This is a genomic window from Chryseobacterium sp. SG20098 (assembly GCF_031844745.1).
GTDB lineage: Bacteria > Bacteroidota > Bacteroidia > Flavobacteriales > Weeksellaceae > Chryseobacterium > Chryseobacterium cucumeris.
In genome coordinates this window covers 1,021,282-1,042,550 of the sequence record NZ_CP134622.1, presented here as the reverse complement: position 1 = coordinate 1,042,550, position 21,269 = coordinate 1,021,282, and the positions used below count along the sequence as shown (strand labels likewise).

Below are 21,269 nucleotides of genomic sequence, written 5' to 3'. Positions count from 1 at the left end.
GTTTTGAGGGATGAAATTACGGTAAATTTTGGAAATTATATTTCGTTTAAAAACTTTGAGGTGATTTCAGCATTTTCAACCGTAAGAATATCAGGTATACCAAAACTTAAAATGCTGTTTCTGACTTCAAGCTTAAAGCCTTCATCAGAGAAGCTTTTTATTGTTTCTTTTCTTTTTTGGGTTAAAAAGCTCATGGTTTTAAACGAATCACTTCCCACGACATAAAAATCTTTAAAGTCAGGATCTTTAAAATTAATAGAGAAACTGTTGAAGATTCCTGCAATCTTATCCATTAGCTTCTTTTTATTAATGGAAATATACCCAAAATCTTCTTCAAGCTTTTTTAATCCCCAAAGCTGGATAGTGTCATATTTACGATCTAAACGTCCGCCTTTGGAATTTATTCCCACTTTACTGACGATAAAAAGATAGAAAGAGTTATTGCTGTTATTCATATCCTTCACCAGGTAACAGATACGTGGAATAAATAACGGATACATATCAAAAGAGCTGAACTGTTCATATGGGGACTCTTTGACATCAATGACAGTAATATCGTACGATAGAGAAAGCAGATCATAGATTTCAGTAATGAGTTTTTCATCCTGTTCTGTGAAATCAAAAAACCTTGTGACATCATATTTCCTGTAATCCGGATCCATTTTTCTCAATAATATTTTGTTTAAAAATAATGCTAATCAATCTAATTTCCAAAAAAGTTAGTACAGTATATAAATATTTAAATAATTGATGATTTGATAGGTAATTATTAATTTTGTTGAATATTTGGTATTTATTCAATGAGATATTTAGTGTTTAGGACGTTGTTAAGCTTAAGTAGTAAAAAAACAAAAAACCTTCGATTTAACCGAAGGTTTTCATTTTATGTGATCAACAATAAGTAAAATTACTTATTACTGATTATTTCATTACTTATATTTCTGTGTTCAGATCCCAGTTTTCAAGGTAGTCGTGAACATGCTTCAGCATCATTCCTCCTAGGGAACCGTCTACCACTCTGTGGTCATAAGAGTGAGACATGAACATTAAGTTTCTGATTGCAATTACATCTCCGTCAGCTGTTTCAAGAACTGCAGGCTTCTTAACGATTGCTCCGATTGCTAAAATAGCTACCTGAGGCTGAGGAATGATCGGTGTTCCCATAAGGTTACCGAAGCTTCCTACGTTAGAAATTGTATATGTTGCCCCTTGAGTATCCTCTGGTCTCAATTTCTTGTTTCTTGCTCTGTAAGCTAAATCATTGATTGCTTTTGCAAGCCCTGAAAGAGATAACTGATCTGCATTTTTGATAACTGGAACAATAAGGTTTCCGTCCGGAAGGGCAGTAGCCATACCGATGTTGATGTTTTTCTTTTTGATGATGTTTTCACCATTTACAGAAACATTGATCATTGGGAAATCCTGGATTGCCTTCACTACCGCTTTTACGAAAATAGGCATGAAAGTCAGTTTTTCACCTTCACGTTTTTCGAATACAGCTTTGTTTTTATTTCTCCATTTTACCACGTTGGTAACGTCAGTTTCAATGAAAGAAGTAACGTGTGGAGCAATTTGTTTTGCTTTCACCATGTTTTCAGCGATGATCTTTCTCATTCTGTCCATTGGAATGATCTCATCACCTGTACTTACCGGAATAGTAGCTGCCGGAGCTGATACTGCCGGTTGTGGAGCTGAAGCTGTCTGTACCGGAGCAGCCTGCTGAGCTGGCTTGCTTCCTCTGTTAGCAACATACGCTAATATATCTTCTTTGGTAATTCTTCCTTCTAAACCGCTTCCTTTGATAGATTTCAGTTCAGTTTCAGAAATATTTTCCTGTTGTGCGATAGATTTTACAAGTGGAGACAGATAAAGATCTCCTGAGAATTCTACGTTTGAAGCAGCTACTGTTTGTAGAGGCTCTTCAATCGTTTTTAAAGTTTCAGCATCCGGAGTAGCCGCCGGAGTTTCAGTTTTTACTTCTTCTGAAGCTGCGCCTTCTCCTTCAATTTCTAAAATAGCAATGGCTTCACCTACTTTTGCAACTTCATCTTTTTGCTTTAAAATTTTTACAATTTTCCCCGAAACTGGTGTCGGTACGTCTGAATCTACTTTATCTGTTGCAATTTCTACTACGGAGTCATCCTCCTTTACGTTATCACCTTCATTGAATAACCAAGTGATAATTGTCGCTTCCATAACACCTTCTCCCATGGAAGGAAGCAATAATTTGTATTCTGCCATTTTTGATTTTTAGATTTTGACAAATATATAAAAAAAATCGGTTTTTTTAAGAAATATATAATCTTAGCTGAATTCGATATAAATATTTTCTCCCACATTCAGTCCAAACAGGCTTTTAGCACCGTTTTTCTTGCTTCCTTTGTAGATGGTAAGCTCCAATAACTGACTATCATTGAATATTGCCGCAGACTGTCCGTGGAATTCGGTCTCCCTTTTCCAGTCTGAAACAACTTCTGTATGGCTGGAAAATATTCTTGAAAGGCTTAAATTTCTGAATTTTATGGTAAAACTGTTGTAACCTTTACTGATGTTCTCAAAAAAATCTTTATTGATATTTGATATTATATTTCCGAAATTATCAATATAAGTCACTTCACCAATAATCATCCCTTCCGATTCATTATAAACCGCTCGTGGAAACATAAGTTGTTTTGCGGTGCTTATTTTCCTTCCTATGACTTCAGGAAGTCCGCCATTGGCAAGATGCACTGCTGCAGGAACAAAAATGTCTGTAGAAGTAAAGTTGATAACGTCATCAAAACGATTGTTCAGCGTAAGTTCGTAGATGGCTTCCGGTTTAATATCAAAAAATATAAGGCTCAAAAGGCCGTTGTCTGCCGCCAGGAAGTAAGATCCGTCTGCTTTATAGAGGATATTCTTTCTTGATTTGCTGTAAAAACTGTCTACAGAAAGAATGTGAATGCTTCCTTTAGGGAAATATTTATAAGCATTTCTTACAATATATGAAGTCTGTATAAGATTGAATGCCTGGATTTCGTGGGTGATATCAATAATATTAACCTCAGGGTTTAGAGACAGAATTTTGCCTTTTACAGCAGCAACTCTGTAATCTAAATTTCCGAAATCCGAAGTAAGGGTAATAATTGACATGAGCAATTTATAGAATAGTGTAGTATTGCAAAGTTATTTAAAATAAAAAGAAAGCCCGAAAGATTGTTGAAAAGAATTTGATATAAATTTGAAAAAAAGCTTTAATTTTAAAATCTAAAAATAAAAATACTGCATGTTTGAATTAACATATGATTTGGAAGATATCGATGCGAAAATCTTCTATGGAGTTAATAACCAATATTTCAACTTAATAAAATCAAGCTTTCCAACCATTAAAATTACAGGAAGAGATCATTTTATCTTTGCCATGGGAAATCAGGAAGCTTTAGACATACTGAAACAAAAACTGGATGATATTGTAAGTTTTATCTCCAAAAACAATTCAATAGGGCTGAAAGATGTTGAAAATATATTGAATATTAAAGACGAAAATGAGAAGCAACTGGTATTCGATCAGGATATCATTGTAAAAGGAGTCAACGGAAAAGTTATTAAAGCTAAGACGACCAATCTTAAAAAGCTTGTAAAGGAAACGGAGAAAAAGGACATGGTTTTCGCCATTGGACCTGCAGGTACAGGAAAAACATATACCAGCGTTGCGTTGGCAGCAAGAGCTTTGAGAGATAAAGAAGTAAAAAGAATTATCCTGACAAGACCGGCTGTAGAAGCAGGGGAGAGTCTGGGATTTCTTCCAGGTGATCTTAAAGAAAAGCTGGATCCATATTTACAACCTTTGTATGATGCGCTTCGTGATATGATTCCGCATGAGAAACTGGAAGGTTTCATGGAGAAGAAAGTAATTGAAGTGGCACCATTGGCCTTCATGAGAGGGCGTACACTGGATGATGCTTTTGTGATTCTTGATGAAGCACAGAACACCACCCATGCTCAGATGAAAATGTTCCTTACCAGAATGGGAATGAATGCCAAGTTCATTATCACAGGAGATCCAAGCCAGATTGACCTTCCGAAAAATCAACAATCCGGATTGAAAGAGGCCATGAGAATTTTAAATGGGGTAAAAGAAATCGGATTTGTACATCTTACAGAAGAAGATGTGGTAAGACACCCTGTAGTAAGAAAGATTATCCTTGCTTATAACGACGAAGAGAAAAGACTAAGAAACGACTAATAAAAATGAGTAAAAGTTTCCATTAACCTTTTATTAACCTTAAATAAGTTGGTTAAAATTTGTTAATTTGAAAAAAATAGTTAGTTTTGCACACCTTAAATGTAAAACTAACTAAACATGAAAAAACTTTTACTTGTTGCAGCGGTCGCTGCTATGGGAATTTGTGCCAACGCACAGGAATTTCGATTTGGTCCAAAAGCCGGTTTCGCAATGTCTACTATTAAACTAGACGATAAGCAAGATGATCTTGACGGAAGAAAAATGTCTCCTAAATATACCTTCTATATCGGTGGAATGGCTGAGTACAAATTCAATGATAACTTTGCTGTTCAGGGAGAGGTTTTGTATTCACCGCTTGGAGCTAAAGAAAAGATTGACGGAGTAAACGCTGGAGGAATGTATTTTGGGGAGTCTACTAAAGTAACTTTCGGGACTCTTTTAGTTCCTGTTTCTGCAAAATACTTTATTACAGAAGGTTTCTCTGTAGCTGCAGGTGTTAATGTAGGGATCATTCTTACCGCTAAACAAAAGACTGTCATCGGTTCAGATTTCCTTGATGTAGAAATGGAAGGTGAAGGCGGTGATGTAGATATTAAAAAAGATATCAAATCATTGAACCTTGCTCCGTTCTTAGGTGTTGAATATATGCTGGAAAACGGACTTTTCTTTGATGCAAGATACAGTTTAGGAGTATCCAACCTATCCAATGACAACAGCGGAGGATCTGTAAAAAACAGCTTTGCTCAGGTGGGTGTAGGTTTCAAATTCGGAGGAAACTAATTCTGAAATTTTAGAACCAATTAATAATATAAAGCAGGACAAATTTTGTTCTGCTTTTCCTGTTATAGGGCAGTTTATTCTGATGATAAAAATAATTAGTACTTTTGCACAGTAATTCAAAGCTACTAAAAAAATGAAAAAACTATTATTACTAGGTGCTTTTGCACTTTTAGGAGGTGCTGCTCAGGCGCAGGAAGGTTTTAAAATCGGTGGACATATTGGTGTTCCTGTATCAGATGCAAGTGATGTATCTTCGTTTACATTAGGAGTAGATGCAGCTTATATGTGGAATATTGCTAAAGGTCTTGACCTTGGGGTAACCACAGGATATTCTCATTTCTTCGGAAAAGATCACTTTGATGATTTCGGATTTGTTCCTGTAGCTGTTTCCGGGAAATATAGATTTAAAGGAGCTCCAATCTTTGTAGGGTTAGATCTTGGATATGGTATTTCTACAAAGGATGGAGTAGATGGCGGTTTCTATGCACAGCCTAAATTTGGATATCAAATGTCTAAAGGGGAGTTGTACATCGGTTACCAATCTATCAGCAATAAGCGTGACCTACCGGGATGGGGAAGCTATAGCTGGAATGTAGGAGCTGTTAACATTGGTTATAATTTCTTCTTGAAATAAGAAAAAGCAATTGCATATGAAAACTCCGGCCTTTGGCCGGAGTTTTTTGATTACTTATATATAGACTATACGGATTTCTGATCAGAAATTTTTAATAGAGTGGATGTATAACGATTAGAAATATGTGAAAATAGTCTTAAATAATAAACGATTGTTTAAATTTTAAGAGTTAATAACTTTAAAATTAGTAATTTAGGTTAATTAATTTTATCATTTTTCCAGGATTCATGAGGTTTTAGAAAAAATCAGAAAATTTAAAAAAGTAAATATATTTGAGTGTTGTTGAAAAAAAATAATTTTTTTATTCATAATATTGTGAAAAACTCAATAACATCTCTTAACTAGGATTTATTTTTACAAAACCCTAAATTTTAACAATGATATTAATCACATTAACAAATTTTAATATTAGTGGTGACCACTGTAAATTTGCCCTCAGAAAGTATTAAAATTTTTTAAAATGAAAAAAATATTATTAGCGGGTGCTGTTGCACTTTTCGGTTTGTCAAACGCTCAGATTGCTAAAGGAACTACATATTTATCAGGATCTGTTGGTTATTCTCAAGTAGAAACTAACAACGGTAACCTTAAAACTGAAAACTTCAACGTATTACCTACAGTTGGATATTTCGTTAACACTAACTTAGCAATCGGATTAAGTGTAGGATACCAAACTGAAAAAACTACAACTACTACGACTACAACTATCGGAAACGCTACAACTGTAAGCGAAAATGTAATTAAGCAACCAGCTTTCGTTGTTGCTCCATTCGTAAGAAAATACTGGACTTTGTCTGACAAGTTGTATATCTTCGGACAATTAGCTGTTCCAATGCAGTTTGGAAAAACTGAAAATGAAAACAGCTCTGTAACTACAGCTGGAAACACTACAATTTCTAACTCTACTTCTACTGAAGCTAAATACACTCAAATCGGTGTAACTGTTAAGCCAGGTTTAGATTATTTCTTAAACAAAAACTGGTCTATCGAAGCTACTATCGGTGAGTTCGGTTATAGCAACTACAAGCCAAAAGATGGTGATGCTACAAACAACTACAACTTCGGATTGAATTTATCTTCTGTAACTTTCGGAGTTAAATATGTATTTGCAAAATAATAAACAAAGCATATAACAATAGGGCCCTGAGATTTTCTCGGGGTTTTTTTGTATTTTTGGAAACATTTTTTTTATATAATAACCATGAAAAAACTATTATTAGCAGGTGCAGTGGCACTTTTCGGGCTTTCTAATGCTCAAATGACTAAAGGGGACTGGGTGATCAGTGGGAACACTGGGATGGGTTTTAACAACACTACAACTACGGTAAAAGTAGGAGGAAACTCTGTTGACGGACCTAAAGTAAACTCATTTTCAATTACACCTTCTGTAGGGTATTTTGTTATTGATAAATTAGCAGTTGGTATCAACTTAGGGTACTTTAATACTACTACTAAATATCAAGGTGTTAAATCTACAAATTCTACGTTCTCTGTAATGCCTACAGCTACTTATTATTTTACCAATTCCAGCAAGCTTGTGCCGTTTTTAGGGGCAGGTATTGGATATGCATCCAATAAGACGAAATATTCTTTTTATAATAGTAATATCAATAATGAAGGGGTTGATCCTTTATTAATGCAGGATACAGAGAATACTACGGACGGTTTGGCGTGGGGAGTAAAAGGAGGGGTAACTTATATGGCGACTCAGTCTTTAGGAATCAATTTGGGTATTTCCTATGATCAGTTTTCAAATAAAGAAACTATTATGAATACTGATGTTAAAACGAATATTAAAACTTTCGGGGTTAACGTTGGTTTCTCTTATTTTATCAAAGGAAAGGCTCAGAAATCTGATAAATAATCAGCTTATTTAAAGATAAGAAAAACAAAAATCCGACTCTAATTTTGAGTCGGATTTTATATTTTGAATATGTTCTTTTGTTATTTTCCAAACATTCCACCCATTCCAGGCATATTCGGCATTTTGCTCATCATCTGCATCATTTGCTTTCCTTGAGGTCCCTGCATCATCTTCATCATTTTACCCATCTGATCGAACTGTTTCATCAATTGGTTCACATCTTCGATTTTTCTTCCGGAACCTTTAGCAATTCTTCCTTTTCTCTGTGTATTGATGATAGAAGGTCTTCTTCTTTCTTCAGGAGTCATAGAGTAGATGATGGCTTCAATATGCTTGAATGCATCATCACTGATTTCTACGTCTTTAATCGCTTTTCCAACTCCAGGAATCATTCCCATCAAATCCTTCATGTTACCCATTTTCTTGATTTGATTGATCTGCTTAAGGAAATCGTCAAAACCGAACTCGTTTTTAGCAATTTTTTTATGAAGTTTTTTAGCTTCTTCTTCGTCAAACTGCTCCTGAGCTCTTTCTACTAAGGAAACAACGTCTCCCATTCCCAGGATTCTGTCCGCCATTCTTTCCGGATAGAAAAGATCCAAAGCTTCCATTTTTTCTCCTGTAGAGATAAACTTGATTGGTTTTTCAACAACAGAACGGATCGTTAAAGCCGCTCCACCACGAGTATCACCATCTAGTTTCGTTAAAACAACTCCGTCAAAGTTCAAAGCATCGTTGAATGCCTTTGCTGTATTCACAGCATCCTGACCTGTCATGGAGTCTACTACGAAAAGAGTCTCCTGAGGTTTGATGAAATAATGTACGGATTTGATCTCGTTCATCATCTGCTCATCAATAGCTAAACGACCTGCTGTATCCACGATCACAACATCATGACCGTTTGATTTTGCGAAATTGATCGCGTTTTCAGCAATAGTAGATGGATTGGTAGCGCCTTCTTCGGTATAAACAGGAACTTTGATCTGTCCACCCAATACTTTCAGCTGGTCAATTGCTGCAGGACGATATACGTCACATGCTACCAATAATGGTTTTTTATTTCTTTTTGTCTGTAAATAATTAGCAAGCTTTCCTGAGAAAGTCGTCTTACCAGATCCCTGAAGACCGGCAATAAGGATTACAGTAGGTTTTCCTGAAAGATTGATTCCTTCCTGAGAACCTCCCATTAGGTCTACCAGTTCATCATGAACAATTTTCGTCATCAGCTGTCCCGGAGTGAGGGAAGTAAGAACGTTTTCTCCTAATGCTTTATCCTGAACTCTCTTTGTAAGATCTTTCGCAACTTTATAGTTAACGTCGGCATCTACCAATGCTCTACGGATCTCCTTTACGGTTTCCGCCACATTGATTTCAGTAATTTTTCCTCTTCCGGAAATATTGTGTAATGCCTTGTCTAATTTATCCTGTAAACTATTAAACATATTTATTGTAAATTATAGGTTTGCAAAAATAAGGAATTTTTAGGATATCCAAAGTGTTTGAACACGTAATATTATATATATACGTAATATTATTACAAAGAAGAAAAAATGATAAATATCAAATCATAGTATAATACGATAGAAAAAGTCTATTTTTGCGATCAATTAAAATATAGAATGAAAATTAATCCCAATATTCTTGTTGTCGTTTTATTCTTTCTGACCTTCCTGGTGCATTTTTCCCTATGGAAATTTGTTTTTCACCTGGATGAGATAGTGATCATTAAATTTTACCTTTTTTTAAGTGTCATGTTTATGATGATGATCACCCTTATTATCTTAATCAATAGAGTAGCACCGGAATTTTTAGGATTGTCTGTTATTGGTTTGATCCTTTTAAAATTCGGTTTGATGTACTTAATCAGAAAAAAACTGAACTTTGAAGTGATTCCCGGCTACAAATTCCATTTTATCATGCCTTATTTTATCCTGACAGCACTGCTTACGTACTATGCCATCAAGCTGATTAATCATGATAAAAAACAGTAAAATTATTTATTGAAACTAGAAAAAATATCATATTTTTGCACAACGAAAAAAACCTATCAATGTTTAAGAAATTCGCAGTTTTATTCTACAGTATTTTTGTATTAAACTTAGTGTCTGCACAGCATGGTGAAGCTACTGCTGGGGCAGCTCCTGCTCAAGAGCTTTCAGAGAAAGACAAAGTAAGCAAAGAAAACAAGGAGTTCATCGATCATCACTTATTAGATGCACATGATTTCACATTGATGGTTGATAAAGATGGTCACCACATCGGTTTCCCTCTTCCTGTTATTATCTATGATAACGGTTTTCACTCTTTCATGAGTAACAAAGAAGGGTTTATGCATGGTGAGCCTACTGAAGTGGATGGTTCTTTTTATGTGTTGCACCATGAGAAAATCTATAAGACTGATGCAGCTGGAACTTTAACACTTGGTGAAGACGGTCATCCAACTAACGTGAAACCTTTAGATCTTTCTATTACAAAAAGTGTATTGATTATTTTATTAGTGTCAATCTTTATGTTTGTGTTATTTGTTGGAATGGCTAAATCTTATAAGAAGTCAGCAGTTCCTACAGGCGCAGCAAGATTCTTAGAACCATTAATTATCTTTGTAAGAGACGAAGTTGCTATTCCTAATATCGGACATAAGTATAAGAGATTCATGGGGTATTTATTAACAGTGTTTTTCTTTATTCTTTTCCTTAACGTTCTTGGATTAATGCCTTTCGGAATTAATGTTACAGGTAATATTACAATGACATTCTTCCTGGCTATTCTTACGTATTTGATTACGACATTCTCAGCGAACAAAGATTACTGGAAACATATCTTCTGGATGCCAGGAGTACCGGTTCCGATGAAGTTGATCATGCTTCCAATCGAATTATTAGGAACAATCACTAAGCCATTCGCATTGATGATCCGACTTTTCGCCAACATGACAGCAGGACACATCGTAGTAATGAGTTTGATCGGATTGATTTACGTATTCAAGAATTTTATCGCAGGTGTTGCATTCCCATTCTTAACATTAGTAATTTATTTACTGGAAGTATTGGTAGCATTCCTACAGGCTTATATCTTTACTATGTTATCTGCGCTGTTCATTGGAATGGCAGTAGAAGAGCACGAGCACGAACATCATGCAGCTCACTAATTGAAATTATAAATTAAAGTAAAACAAATTTTTTAAAATTATATATTATGGAAATCCCTAAAATTGTAGGTGCTGGTATCGTAGTACTAGGTGTAGGTATCGGTCTTGGTAAAATCGGAGCTGCTGCTCTTGAAGCTATCGCTAGACAACCTGAGCAATCTGGAAAAATCCAAACAGCTATGCTTATCGCAGCTGCACTTGTAGAAGGTGTTGCGTTTGCTGCTCTATTTGCAGTAAACTAATTAAAATCAGACCATTATCTGTGACGGTTGGTTACAGGTAATGGTTCTTTAAAAAAAGTAATAATTATTTATACATTTATATAATGGAATTAATTCATCAGTTTTCATCAGGATTATTTATTATCCAGTCTGTTATTTTTCTAGCATTATTATTTTTGTTAGGTAAATTCGCTTGGAAACCTATTTTAAAGTCTATCAATGACAGAGAAACATCTATTGTTGACGCTCTTAATCAAGCTAAATTAGCTAGAAAAGAAATGGAAACTTTAAAAGAGGATAACGAAAGAATCATTCGTGAAGCTAAAATCGAAAGAGATGCGATCCTTAAAGAAGCCAGAGAGATTAAAGACAGAATCGTAGGGGAAGCTAAAGATGTTGCTAAAGCTGAAGGAGACAAAATGATCGAAGCTGCTAAACAGACTATCAACGCTGAGAAAAATGCTGCAATGGCAGACATCAAAACTCAAATCGGTACTTTATCTGTAAACATTGCTGAGTCTATCTTGAAGCAAAAGCTGGACAATAGCGAAGCTCAAAACGAATTAGTTCAAAATTATTTAAACAAATCAAACCTTAACTAAGAATGCTTACATCTAAAGTAGCTAAAAGATACGCACAAGGTTTACTTGACTTCACCAACGAATCAGGTCAAACGGCTACTGTATTTTCTGAAATGAAAGATGTAGTAAAGATCATGAAAGAGTCTGCGGACTTAAATAAATTTTTCATGACTCCTTATATCGATTCTAAAAAGAAAATAGAAGTAGCAAACGAAATTTTCAAAGGTTTATCTGTTTCTTCTCAGAACCTGATCAGATTGGTTATTAAGCACGGACGTGAAAACCAATTGAAAAATATCGCTCAGGAATTCATCAACAAAGTTGAAGACCTTAGTGGTATACAGAGAGTGACACTTACAACAGCAACTCCGCTTTCAAAAGAAAACCTTGACCAGATTTTAAGATCTACCCATCTTGTAAATGCTGATTCAAACTTTGATCTGAAAGTAAATGTGAAGCCTGAAATTCTTGGAGGATATGTTCTGAGAGTAGGTGACCAGCAGATAGATGCATCTGTGAAGACAAAATTGAACCAAGTTAAAAAAGATTTCCAATTAAATTAAGAAAAACAACCATACAATGGCAGAAATAAATCCGGCAGAAGTATCTGCGATCTTAAAACAGCAATTGGCCAACTTCGATACTCAATCCAACGTTGAGGAAGTAGGTACAGTTTTAACCATCGGTGATGGTATTGCTCGTGTATACGGGTTAGAAAACGTACAATACGGAGAGTTGGTGAAATTTTCTAGTGATGTAGAAGGTATTGTACTTAACCTTGAAGAAGACAACGTGGGAGTTGCTCTACTTGGTGAAAGTAAATTAGTAAAAGAAGGTGATACAGTAAGAAGAACAAACAGAATCTCTTCTATCAAAGTAGGAGAAGGTATGTTAGGAAGAGTAGTAGATACTCTTGGTAACCCAATCGATGGTAAAGGTCCTATTACTGGGGATTTATACGAAATGCCATTGGAAAGAAAGGCTCCTGGAGTTATCTTCAGACAGCCGGTAACTGAGCCTTTACAGTCTGGTATCGTGGCAATTGATGCGATGATTCCTGTAGGAAGAGGTCAGAGAGAGCTTATCATTGGTGACAGACAAACAGGTAAAACTACTGTTGCTATCGATACGATCATCAACCAAAAAGAATTCTTTGATGCTGGTAAACCAGTATATTGTATATATGTTGCTATCGGTCAGAAAGCTTCTACTGTAGCACAAATCGTTAAAACACTTTCTGATAAAGGAGCTTTAGCTTATACGGTAATCGTTGCAGCTAACGCATCAGATCCGGTTCCAATGCAGGTATACTCTGCAATGGCAGGAGCTTCTATCGGTGAGTTCTTCAGAGACACTGGTAGACCGGCACTTATCGTTTATGATGATTTATCTAAACAAGCTGTTGCTTACCGTGAGCTTTCTCTACTATTGAGAAGACCACCGGGCCGTGAAGCTTACCCTGGAGACGTTTTCTACCTTCACTCAAGACTATTGGAAAGAGCTGCAAAAGTAATCGCTGATGACGAAATTGCTAAGCAAATGAACGATTTGCCAGAATCTCTTAAGCCAATTGTAAAAGGTGGTGGTTCATTAACAGCCCTTCCAATTATCGAAACTCAGGCTGGTGACGTTTCTGCATATATCCCTACAAACGTAATCTCTATTACTGACGGACAGATCTTCTTGGAGTCTGATCTATTCAACTCAGGGGTTCGTCCTGCAATCAACGTAGGTATCTCTGTATCAAGGGTAGGAGGTAATGCTCAGATTAAATCAATGAAGAAAGTATCTGGTACACTGAAGCTTGACCAGGCTCAATATAAAGAACTAGAAGCGTTTGCTAAATTCGGTTCTGACCTTGATGCTTCTACTTTAGCAGTAATCTCTAAAGGAGAAAGAAACGTAGAAATCCTTAAGCAACCGGTAAACGCACCACTTCCTGTAGAAAGTCAGGTAGCGATCGTATACGCCGGAACAGAAAACTTAATGAGAAACGTTCCATTGAACAAGATTAAAGAATTCCAACACGAATATATCGAGTTCCTTAAGTCTAAGCACCCAGATACGATGGCTGCGCTTAAGGCTGGAAAAATCGATAACGATATTACAGGTGTTCTTAAGCAGGCGGCTAACGATTTAGCTTCTAAATACAACTAAAAAATTCAATGTTTAAGGTTTGAAATATAGTGTTTTAAACCTTAAACTTTAGACCTTAAACTTTGAACCCAAATTAATGGCAAACTTAAAAGAAATACGAGGCAGAATTACGTCAATTTCATCTACGATGCAGATTACACGTGCTATGAAGATGGTTTCCGCAGCGAAACTTAAAAAAGCACAGGACGCAATCGTAATGTTAAGACCTTATTCTGAAAAATTACAGGAGCTTATCCAGAATGTAAATTCTAGCTCTGATCCTGATCAGATTTCTGTATATGCTCAGAAAAGAGAGGTTAAAAGAGTATTATTCATCGCTGTTACTTCAAACAGAGGTCTTGCGGGAGCTTTTAACTCTTCTATCGTAAAAGAGCTTAACCTTCAGTTTCAGAACAACGCCCAGTACGAGGTTGAAGTTCTTCCTGTAGGTAAAAAAGTATATGATGCTGTAAGAAAAAGCCGTACGGTATATACTAACGGAAGTACTGTATATGATAATCTGAACTTTGATGCTGTTGCTCATATCACTGAAGGAGTAATGACAAGCTTCAAAGAAGGTAAATTTGACGAAGTTTATGTTATCTATAACAAATTCGTGAATGCAGCTACTCAGGAAGTAACTACAGAACAGCTTCTTCCAATCTCAATGCCGGAAAACACTGAGCAACAGGTTGAAACAGATTATATCTTTGAACCTAACAGAGCTGAAATCCTGGACAATTTGATTCCAAAGTCTATCAAAACTCAGGTTTTCAAAGCCATCTTAGATTCAGTAGCATCTGAGCACGGAGCGAGAATGACGGCAATGCACAAAGCAACAGACAACGCTCAGGCTTTAAAGAATGATCTAGTGATCTTCTACAACAAAGCAAGACAGGCTGCAATTACCAACGAAATCCTGGAAATTGTTTCCGGAGCAGAAGCTTTGAAAAATTCATAAAGAATTATTTTATCATACAATTAAAAGCACCGATCATTTCGGTGCTTTTGTGTTTATAAAGGGCTGAAACAGCCATTGACTATTCAAAAATCCCATTTTTATCAGAAAATGAGTAGATGTTCCAATTATTTTTTTTATTTAAAAATAGCTATATTATATCAAGCCATATTTTCTTAAGAAAATTCCTTCATCGAAATAATCAATCCCAGATTCAGGCAGGTTATTTTTATTTTACATATCTTTGTAGCTAATAAAATTTATACAACCTCTAAATGGACTCGGACATAGTCAGGCTTTTGCTGGCCTTATTTCTTGTTTTACTAAATGGCTTCTTCGTAGCCGCAGAATTTTCAATTGTTAAAGTTCGTTATTCACAAATTCAGTTAAAAGCTGCAGAAGGAAACTCTATGGCTAAGCAGGCAGAACATATCATCAAGCATCTTGATGAATATCTTTCCGCTACACAATTAGGAATTACATTGGCATCCCTTGCCCTTGGTTGGGTAGGAGAAAGTGCCCTGCATCATATTGTCGAAAATATTTTCACGTCTTTAAGCATTAATCTTACTCAGACAACCATTACTACCATTTCGGTAGTGACAAGTTTTGTATTGATTACCATCATGCATATTGTGTTTGGTGAGCTTATACCAAAATCAATCGCTATCAGAAAATCTGAATCAACGACAATGGCAACAGCAGTTCCGTTGAGAGTTTTCTATACGATTTTTAAACCGTTTATCTGGTTAATGAACTCCATGTCAAATGGTTTCTTAAGACTCGTAAAAATTCATCCCGCTTCCGAACAGGAAATTCACTCTACGGAAGAACTTCAGCTTCTGGTAAAACAAAGTGCAGACAGTGGTGAGATTGAAGAAGAGAACTATGAGATCATTAAAAATGCATTTGATTTTACAGATCACTCTGCCAAGCAGATCATGGTTCCAAGACAGAATATTACTTCCATAGACTTTGAGGAAGATGTCAATGATATTATCAACAAAATAATGGACAGCGGTTACTCACGAATTCCCGTTTATATTGATTCCATTGACAATGTGATCGGAATTTTCTACACAAAAGAAATTATAAGAGAATTTGTGAAGAGAAAAGGGGATCTGGATCATGAAGACCTTAAAGATTTAATGCGTGATGCTTTCTTCGTGGTGGAAAGTAAAAAAGTTTCAGACTTACTGAAGACTTTCCAGCTTAAAAAACAACATATTGCTATTGTTATCGACGAATTTGGTGGAACAGAAGGAATTATTACACTCGAAGATATTCTGGAAGAACTTGTGGGAGAAATTCAGGATGAAGAAGATGATGAAGAAAAAATTGTTGATAAAATAGCGGACAATACCTATTGGGTACAGGCTACTCAGCCTTTGGACGAAATCAACGAATTCCTTCCTAAAAAACTTCCTCTTTCCGAAGAAAGCGAGTATAACTCACTAGCAGGATTTATTCTTTATGAGCTTGAAGAAATTCCTGAAGAAAACCAGGAGTTTGATCTTGAAGATTATCACTTCAAAATTCTTAAAATGAATAACAAGAGTGTGGAACTTGTGGAACTGATTTATCAGGAACCTAATGCTATAGATAATCTGGCAGACAAAATAGGAGAAGTTTAAAAGAATGAGAATGAATTTTTATAACAGCATAAAAGATTACGAAAACCCGAAACGTCAGTACGAAGAAGAAGTTCTCGTTTTAGATGATACGGATGAAGTTTATAAACTGGTACTGCATAACGATGATATTCATACTTTTGATTATGTAATAGACTGTCTGATCGAAATATGCAAACATACCCTGGAACAGGCTGAACAATGTACAATCCTTGTTCATTATAAAGGCAAGTGTACCGTAAAAACCGGCTCAATGGACGTTTTGAAGCCTATGCACGAAAAATTAATTTCGCGTGAATTAACAAGCGAAATCGTATAAAATAAAATCCGACAATTACTTTGTCGGATTTTTTTATTAAATCAAGAGCGTAAATTTGAGTAATAACAATAAATCATAAAGACTGACAGCTTTCCCGAAAATATTTTAATATTTAAATGCTTTAATCTTTTAATTTCTCAATACTCTTACATTGTCACATTTTATCTAAAATAGTATATTTGTACCAACTATAAAGAAACAAAAAAACAATGCTTGTAATAGGAATTGCCGGTGGTACAGGATCCGGCAAAACTACAGTTGTTGATAAGATACTTCAGCAGCTTGATATTGAGGGAATGAATATCCTCTCTCAGGATAATTATTATCACGACAACCAAGGTCTTACATTGACGGAAAGAGAAGCTCTTAACTATGACCATCCAAAATCAATAGACTTTGACTTACTGATAAAACATGTAAAAGCTTTAAAAAACAATGAGCCGATTGAACAGCCGATTTACAGCTTTGTTACACATTCCAGAACAGGAGATCATGTCACTGTAGAACCTAAAAACGTATTGGTAGTAGAAGGAATTCTTGTTTTGACCAACAAAGAATTACTGAAAGAATTTGATCTGAAGGTATTTGTTCATGCAGATTCTGACGAAAGACTGATCAGGAGGATCAGGAGAGATACCCAGGAAAGGGGAAGAGATCTGAGCGAAGTATTGCACCGTTATCAGACCACATTGAAACCAATGCACCAGGAATTCATCGAGCCGTCTAAAAATGAGGCCGATCTTATTATCCCCAATATGAAACAGAATTCCGTAGCCATTGATTTTTTAACTACTGTTATTAAAAACTCGTTGAAAAAACATTAAAAAATGGAAGAAAACAACCTTATCAAAGACATTCAGCCGAAATCTGAAACATTCAAACTTATCCAGAAATATGTTTTGAACAAGTATACCATTACGATCTGTCTGTTTTTGGTATGGATGATTTTTTTCGATAAAACTTCATTTCTTGTTATTAATGAACTGAATGGTGAGATTCATAAATATGAAGATCAGCTGGATTATTACAAAAAAGAATACGAGAAAAACGATGCTTTTTATAAAAAACTGATGAATAACAAGTCAGAAAAAGAAAAGTATGCGAGAGAAAATTATTTTATGAAAAAACCGAATGAAGAGATCTTTATTCTGGTAGTAGACAGCACAAAAGTAGCTAAAAAGTAATAAAAGTTGAATAGAATGACGTTAATGATGAAAAGAATTTTTAAAATTAAAATTCACTTGAGAAGCAGAATTCACCATTGACCATTCACAAATAAAAAACTAATGTCAAATACAGATATACTTTCAAACTGGGAAAATCTAGTTAAAAAACAGCTTAAAACAGAGGATATTTACCTTGTTCTAGAGAAACAAAATCTGGAAGGAATAGAGGTGAAGCCTTTTTACACAGAGGTTCAGAAACCTCTGGTCAACCTGCCAAGAGTTGAAGAAAGCACCCATTTGGTAGCGAGATATCATGAAAGTCTGGAAGAAGAAGTATTTGCATTTATTTTAGATCAGAATGTAGAAAACCTTGATCAGAAAACTCTTTTTGTAAATAATAAAGATCTTGCAGGGCATATCAGCCCTAAAGAAGAAGATCAGTATTTTTCGCTGATTGATGTCTTTAATGAAAAAGAAGGAACTATTGATGATCAGCTGGTAAAAGAATTGCTGGCCAAAGAATTTAAAAGAAATATTTGTGTAGATATTTCCTTCCATCAGAATGCAGGGGCTGCTATCTATCAACAGCTTGGAATTGCCCTTGCAAAAGCTAAGGAATTAGCAGAAGTTTATGGAGCTGAAATTTTAAATAAACTGATTTTCAGAATAGCTGTTGGAGGAAGTTATTTCTTTGAAATGGCTAAGCTGAGAGCTTTTAAGATTATTTTTAACCAGCTTTCAAAAGAATACGGACTGGATGAAGTTCCTTATATCTTTGCTGAAACTTCGTTACGAAATAAAGCCGTTTCAGATAATGAAAATAACCTGATCCGTTCTACGTTGGAGCTTGCTTCTGCCATGATTGGCGGAGCAGACGCTGTTTTCTCAAACAATTATCTTGTAGACAGAAGTACGGATAACTCGGAAGAAATTTCTTTCAAACAACAGATAGTTCTGGCGTATGAAAGTATCATCAATGTATTTGAAGATGCTTCTAACGGAAGTTATTATATTGAAGATATCACCCGGCAGTTCGCAGAAAAAGCATGGACTTTATTTGTTGAGATTGAAGAAGCAGGAGGATATCTTGAGCTGTTGAAACAGGGAGTTATTCAGAAAAAAATCTATGATCATGCGATTGAAGAGCAGCAATGGATTGAAGAAGGGAAAATAAAGCTGATCGGAGTGAATTTGTACCCTAAATTAGACGTTAAAAAGTCTATTGGAGATCTTTACAATGAAAAAGAAATAAAAGCCGTTCGTTGGGCTGAAATGTTTGAATAGAACATCCATAACACCATGAAAAAAAGTTTCTTAATTTTCCTTTTATTGTTTTTCGGATTATGTTTTTCTCAAACTGAGAAAGATTTGTATGGAAGATGGGTAGGAACAGATGCGGGGAGCGCTGGCTCATTTACATTTTTTCAGACGGTTTTGTAAAAGTAGAACTTGATGGATTGAATATTGACGGTAGAAATCATATAATTCCTGACGGACCCAATAAAGGTAAAGTTGCACAGGTAAAATATGCTGCGGATTTTTCAAAAAAAATTATAAAATTTAGTTTAATTGCATCGTACAATGATTTTAATAATAAACTTGAAGAAAGTAAATTTTTAAACGGACTTATTAAATTTGTTAATGTGAATGAATTTCTAATATTTTTCGACTTTGAAAATAAAAACCCTACAGATATTGATATTACATCTCCAAATGTGTTGACGCTATATAAAGAAAAAAGCTTATAGTTTTTAGTAATGAAAGAAAAACTGATAGATTTATTTGAATATACCTATCATTTCAACGCTGAGATGATTAAAGCTATTTCTGAAAACAGAGAGCTTATTGACGATAAAACGATCAGTTTGATCAATCATACCCTTAATGCGCAACAGATCTGGAATGCCCGGATATTAGGAGAGGAAACCTTTGAAGTATGGCAGATCAATCCCTTTGAATCTTTGGTAGAAACCAATCAAAAGAACTTTCTTAAAAGCATTGATATTATTAACAATTTTGATGTGGACACAAAGATAGAATATCAGAATTCAAGAGGAACAAAGTTTGAAAATACCATTTTTGAAATGCTTTTTCATGCAGTAAATCATTCTACCTATCATAGAGGGCAAATCAATTCTTTGCTTAAACAGAAAGGTATAACACCGGTATTGACTGACTATATTTTTTATAAAAGATAATTTTAAGATAGTAATACTTTGACTCCGCTTAGTATGACACGGTTAATTATACTGTCTTAATCTCTCAATAGTAAATTAGGCATTTAGCATTAGCATTGTCATGCTGAGCGGAGTCGAAGTATTTTAAACACATGAATATAAGAAGTGGCAGAATCTGTGGGAAATAAACTGTTAAACAAAGACGTTCAAAACTATATCAATGCAAATCTAAAAACAGATCTGCACTCATTATTACTAAAAAAATCCCCTTTTCCTGAGGTTTCCATGCATGAAATTGTACAACAGATCAAAGGAAAACAGGTGGCAGAGAGAAAATTTCCGTTTCTCTTAAAAGAGGGTATTCTCTTCCCACCACAGCTTAATCTTGAACAGTCTTCATCAGAAAAAACAGCGCTTTATAAATCTGAAATACTAAAAGGGAAAACATTTATTGACCTTACAAGCGGTTTTGGGATTGATGCCTTTTATCTGTCTCAAAATTTTGAGAATGTCACTTTAATAGAGCAGAATACAGAGCTTTTAGAGATTGTTGAAAATAACTGGGGCATTTTACATCGTAAGGCGAAATTTATCAATCTTAAGCTTGAAGATTTTCTGAATGAGAATCAGGAACACTTTGATGTCATTTATCTTGACCCAGCCAGAAGGGATGAGAAAAAAAACAAAGTTTTTCTTTTGGAAGATCTGTCTCCTGATATTCTTGAAATTCAGGAAAAGTTATGTTCAATATCCGATCTTGTGGTGATAAAGCTTTCCCCGTTGATTGATCTTAAATACCTTGTTTCAGTATTGTCGGATATTTCAAGAATGGATATTATTGCTCTGAAAAATGACGTGAAAGAGGTTGTCGTATTTCTTTCCAACGAAAATAGGGATAAGATCATCTGTAATTGTGTGAACCTTGAAAGCAATGACTCTGTCTTTAGCTTTACATTTGGGGAAGAAGAAACTGCGCAATCCGAATATTCTGAACCAGAAAGATACATTTACATCCCCAATCATTCCATTCTGAAGGCTGGAGTCTTTAATCTGATCTCTCAGAAATTCGGGTTAAAAAAGCTTCATCCCAATAGCCATATTTACACTTCCAGCGAAAGAATTGAAAACTTCCCAGGAAGAATTTTAGAAATGGAATCTGTTGATTCTAAAAGCATTAAAAAGAAAGAACAGTTCAATATTATTACAAAAAATTATCCTCAAAAACCTGAAGAAATCAAAAAGAAATATGGTTTAAAAGACGGAGGGGACCGGTATCTTATTTTTACCCAATCCAAAAAAGGGAAAATAATATTAAAATCAGTATAAAAATGTTGCCGAAAAAAGCAGGATTTCTTACTTTTGGGCAATCAAAAATTAAAGCATGAAATCGTTTGCTGTTTGGAGATCAAATAAGTTAAAATAGTGCGGT

General features: G+C 35.1%; 24 protein-coding genes. 20 read left to right on the top strand and 4 right to left on the bottom strand.

Going from position 1 to position 21,269, the window contains the following annotated elements:
- Positions 1-35 precede the first annotated feature (35 nt).
- The 3 genes from RHP76_RS04745 to RHP76_RS04735 all read right to left on the bottom strand — a co-directional run bounded on the left by RHP76_RS04745 (position 36) and on the right by RHP76_RS04735 (position 3,132).
- The gene (locus tag RHP76_RS04745) at positions 36-671 is read right to left on the bottom strand and encodes a hypothetical protein (protein ID WP_131797521.1); all 636 of its coding nucleotides are present in this window, start codon (positions 669-671) and stop codon (positions 36-38) included.
- A 262-nt stretch (positions 672-933) separates the two neighbouring features.
- Positions 934-2,241, bottom strand: a complete 1,308-nt coding sequence (locus RHP76_RS04740; RefSeq protein ID WP_311229600.1) for a dihydrolipoamide acetyltransferase family protein — start codon at positions 2,239-2,241, stop codon at positions 934-936.
- A 63-nt stretch (positions 2,242-2,304) separates the two neighbouring features.
- A complete protein-coding gene (locus tag RHP76_RS04735) occupies positions 2,305-3,132 on the bottom strand; it encodes an SAM hydrolase/SAM-dependent halogenase family protein (RefSeq protein WP_062675025.1) in 828 nt (275 codons plus the stop codon).
- A gap of 133 nt (positions 3,133-3,265) precedes the next feature.
- Between RHP76_RS04735 and RHP76_RS04730 the strand changes: the two genes are divergently transcribed.
- The 5 genes from RHP76_RS04730 to RHP76_RS04710 all read left to right on the top strand — a co-directional run bounded on the left by RHP76_RS04730 (position 3,266) and on the right by RHP76_RS04710 (position 7,503).
- On the top strand, positions 3,266-4,225 hold the full coding sequence (locus tag RHP76_RS04730; protein WP_002979097.1) for a PhoH family protein: 960 nt from the start codon (positions 3,266-3,268) through the stop codon (positions 4,223-4,225).
- Between the two features lie 117 nt (positions 4,226-4,342).
- The gene (locus RHP76_RS04725) at positions 4,343-5,005 is read left to right on the top strand and encodes a porin family protein (RefSeq protein WP_120231366.1); all 663 of its coding nucleotides are present in this window, start codon (positions 4,343-4,345) and stop codon (positions 5,003-5,005) included.
- 133 nt (positions 5,006-5,138) lie between these two features.
- On the top strand, positions 5,139-5,639 hold the full coding sequence (locus tag RHP76_RS04720) for a hypothetical protein (RefSeq protein WP_079241869.1): 501 nt from the start codon (positions 5,139-5,141) through the stop codon (positions 5,637-5,639).
- 460 nt (positions 5,640-6,099) lie between these two features.
- Positions 6,100-6,756 (top strand): outer membrane protein, encoded by a 657-nt coding sequence (locus RHP76_RS04715; RefSeq protein WP_311229599.1) that lies wholly within the window; start codon positions 6,100-6,102, stop codon positions 6,754-6,756.
- Between the two features lie 84 nt (positions 6,757-6,840).
- Positions 6,841-7,503: an OmpW family outer membrane protein gene (locus RHP76_RS04710; RefSeq protein WP_311229598.1), complete on the top strand. Its 663-nt coding sequence runs from the start codon at positions 6,841-6,843 to the stop codon at positions 7,501-7,503.
- An 80-nt stretch (positions 7,504-7,583) separates the two neighbouring features.
- Here the strand turns inward: RHP76_RS04710 and ffh are convergent, their stop codons facing one another.
- On the bottom strand, positions 7,584-8,945 hold the full coding sequence (gene ffh, locus RHP76_RS04705; protein ID WP_062675013.1) for a signal recognition particle protein: 1,362 nt from the start codon (positions 8,943-8,945) through the stop codon (positions 7,584-7,586).
- A 177-nt stretch (positions 8,946-9,122) separates the two neighbouring features.
- Here ffh and RHP76_RS04700 point away from each other — a divergent pair, with 177 nt between their 5' ends.
- The 15 genes from RHP76_RS04700 to RHP76_RS04630 all read left to right on the top strand — a co-directional run bounded on the left by RHP76_RS04700 (position 9,123) and on the right by RHP76_RS04630 (position 21,166).
- The gene (locus tag RHP76_RS04700) at positions 9,123-9,494 is read left to right on the top strand and encodes a hypothetical protein (protein ID WP_311229597.1); all 372 of its coding nucleotides are present in this window, start codon (positions 9,123-9,125) and stop codon (positions 9,492-9,494) included.
- Between the two features lie 59 nt (positions 9,495-9,553).
- The gene (gene atpB / locus RHP76_RS04695) at positions 9,554-10,651 is read left to right on the top strand and encodes a F0F1 ATP synthase subunit A (protein WP_123279856.1); all 1,098 of its coding nucleotides are present in this window, start codon (positions 9,554-9,556) and stop codon (positions 10,649-10,651) included.
- A gap of 47 nt (positions 10,652-10,698) precedes the next feature.
- On the top strand, positions 10,699-10,893 hold the full coding sequence (atpE, locus tag RHP76_RS04690) for an ATP synthase F0 subunit C (RefSeq protein WP_002979108.1): 195 nt from the start codon (positions 10,699-10,701) through the stop codon (positions 10,891-10,893).
- Positions 10,894-10,976: 83 nt separating this feature from the next.
- The gene (locus tag RHP76_RS04685; protein ID WP_002979110.1) at positions 10,977-11,474 is read left to right on the top strand and encodes a F0F1 ATP synthase subunit B; all 498 of its coding nucleotides are present in this window, start codon (positions 10,977-10,979) and stop codon (positions 11,472-11,474) included.
- A gap of 2 nt (positions 11,475-11,476) precedes the next feature.
- Complete coding sequence (gene atpH / locus RHP76_RS04680; RefSeq protein ID WP_062675009.1) at positions 11,477-12,016, top strand: ATP synthase F1 subunit delta; 540 nt, start codon at positions 11,477-11,479, stop codon at positions 12,014-12,016.
- Positions 12,017-12,032: 16 nt separating this feature from the next.
- The gene (gene atpA / locus RHP76_RS04675; protein ID WP_062675006.1) at positions 12,033-13,610 is read left to right on the top strand and encodes a F0F1 ATP synthase subunit alpha; all 1,578 of its coding nucleotides are present in this window, start codon (positions 12,033-12,035) and stop codon (positions 13,608-13,610) included.
- Positions 13,611-13,686: 76 nt separating this feature from the next.
- Positions 13,687-14,550, top strand: coding sequence for an ATP synthase F1 subunit gamma (gene atpG / locus RHP76_RS04670; protein WP_311229596.1), 864 nt, complete (start codon positions 13,687-13,689; stop codon positions 14,548-14,550).
- Positions 14,551-14,822: 272 nt separating this feature from the next.
- Entirely contained in the window at positions 14,823-16,181 is a 1,359-nt protein-coding gene (locus RHP76_RS04665) for a hemolysin family protein (protein WP_062675002.1), read from the top strand.
- A gap of 10 nt (positions 16,182-16,191) precedes the next feature.
- Positions 16,192-16,497 (top strand): ATP-dependent Clp protease adaptor ClpS, encoded by a 306-nt coding sequence (locus RHP76_RS04660; protein ID WP_099049883.1) that lies wholly within the window; start codon positions 16,192-16,194, stop codon positions 16,495-16,497.
- A gap of 209 nt (positions 16,498-16,706) precedes the next feature.
- Positions 16,707-17,321, top strand: a complete 615-nt coding sequence (gene udk / locus RHP76_RS04655; RefSeq protein ID WP_002979122.1) for a uridine kinase — start codon at positions 16,707-16,709, stop codon at positions 17,319-17,321.
- A gap of 3 nt (positions 17,322-17,324) precedes the next feature.
- A complete protein-coding gene (locus RHP76_RS04650) occupies positions 17,325-17,681 on the top strand; it encodes an FtsB family cell division protein (protein WP_034697620.1) in 357 nt (118 codons plus the stop codon).
- 102 nt (positions 17,682-17,783) lie between these two features.
- Positions 17,784-18,947: a methylmalonyl-CoA mutase family protein gene (locus RHP76_RS04645; protein WP_311229595.1), complete on the top strand. Its 1,164-nt coding sequence runs from the start codon at positions 17,784-17,786 to the stop codon at positions 18,945-18,947.
- A 95-nt stretch (positions 18,948-19,042) separates the two neighbouring features.
- Positions 19,043-19,411 (top strand): hypothetical protein, encoded by a 369-nt coding sequence (locus RHP76_RS04640; protein WP_311229594.1) that lies wholly within the window; start codon positions 19,043-19,045, stop codon positions 19,409-19,411.
- Between the two features lie 9 nt (positions 19,412-19,420).
- A complete protein-coding gene (locus tag RHP76_RS04635; protein WP_311229593.1) occupies positions 19,421-19,861 on the top strand; it encodes a DinB family protein in 441 nt (146 codons plus the stop codon).
- A 144-nt stretch (positions 19,862-20,005) separates the two neighbouring features.
- Positions 20,006-21,166 (top strand): class I SAM-dependent methyltransferase, encoded by a 1,161-nt coding sequence (locus tag RHP76_RS04630; RefSeq protein WP_311229592.1) that lies wholly within the window; start codon positions 20,006-20,008, stop codon positions 21,164-21,166.
- The last annotated feature ends 103 nt before the right edge of the window (positions 21,167-21,269 follow it).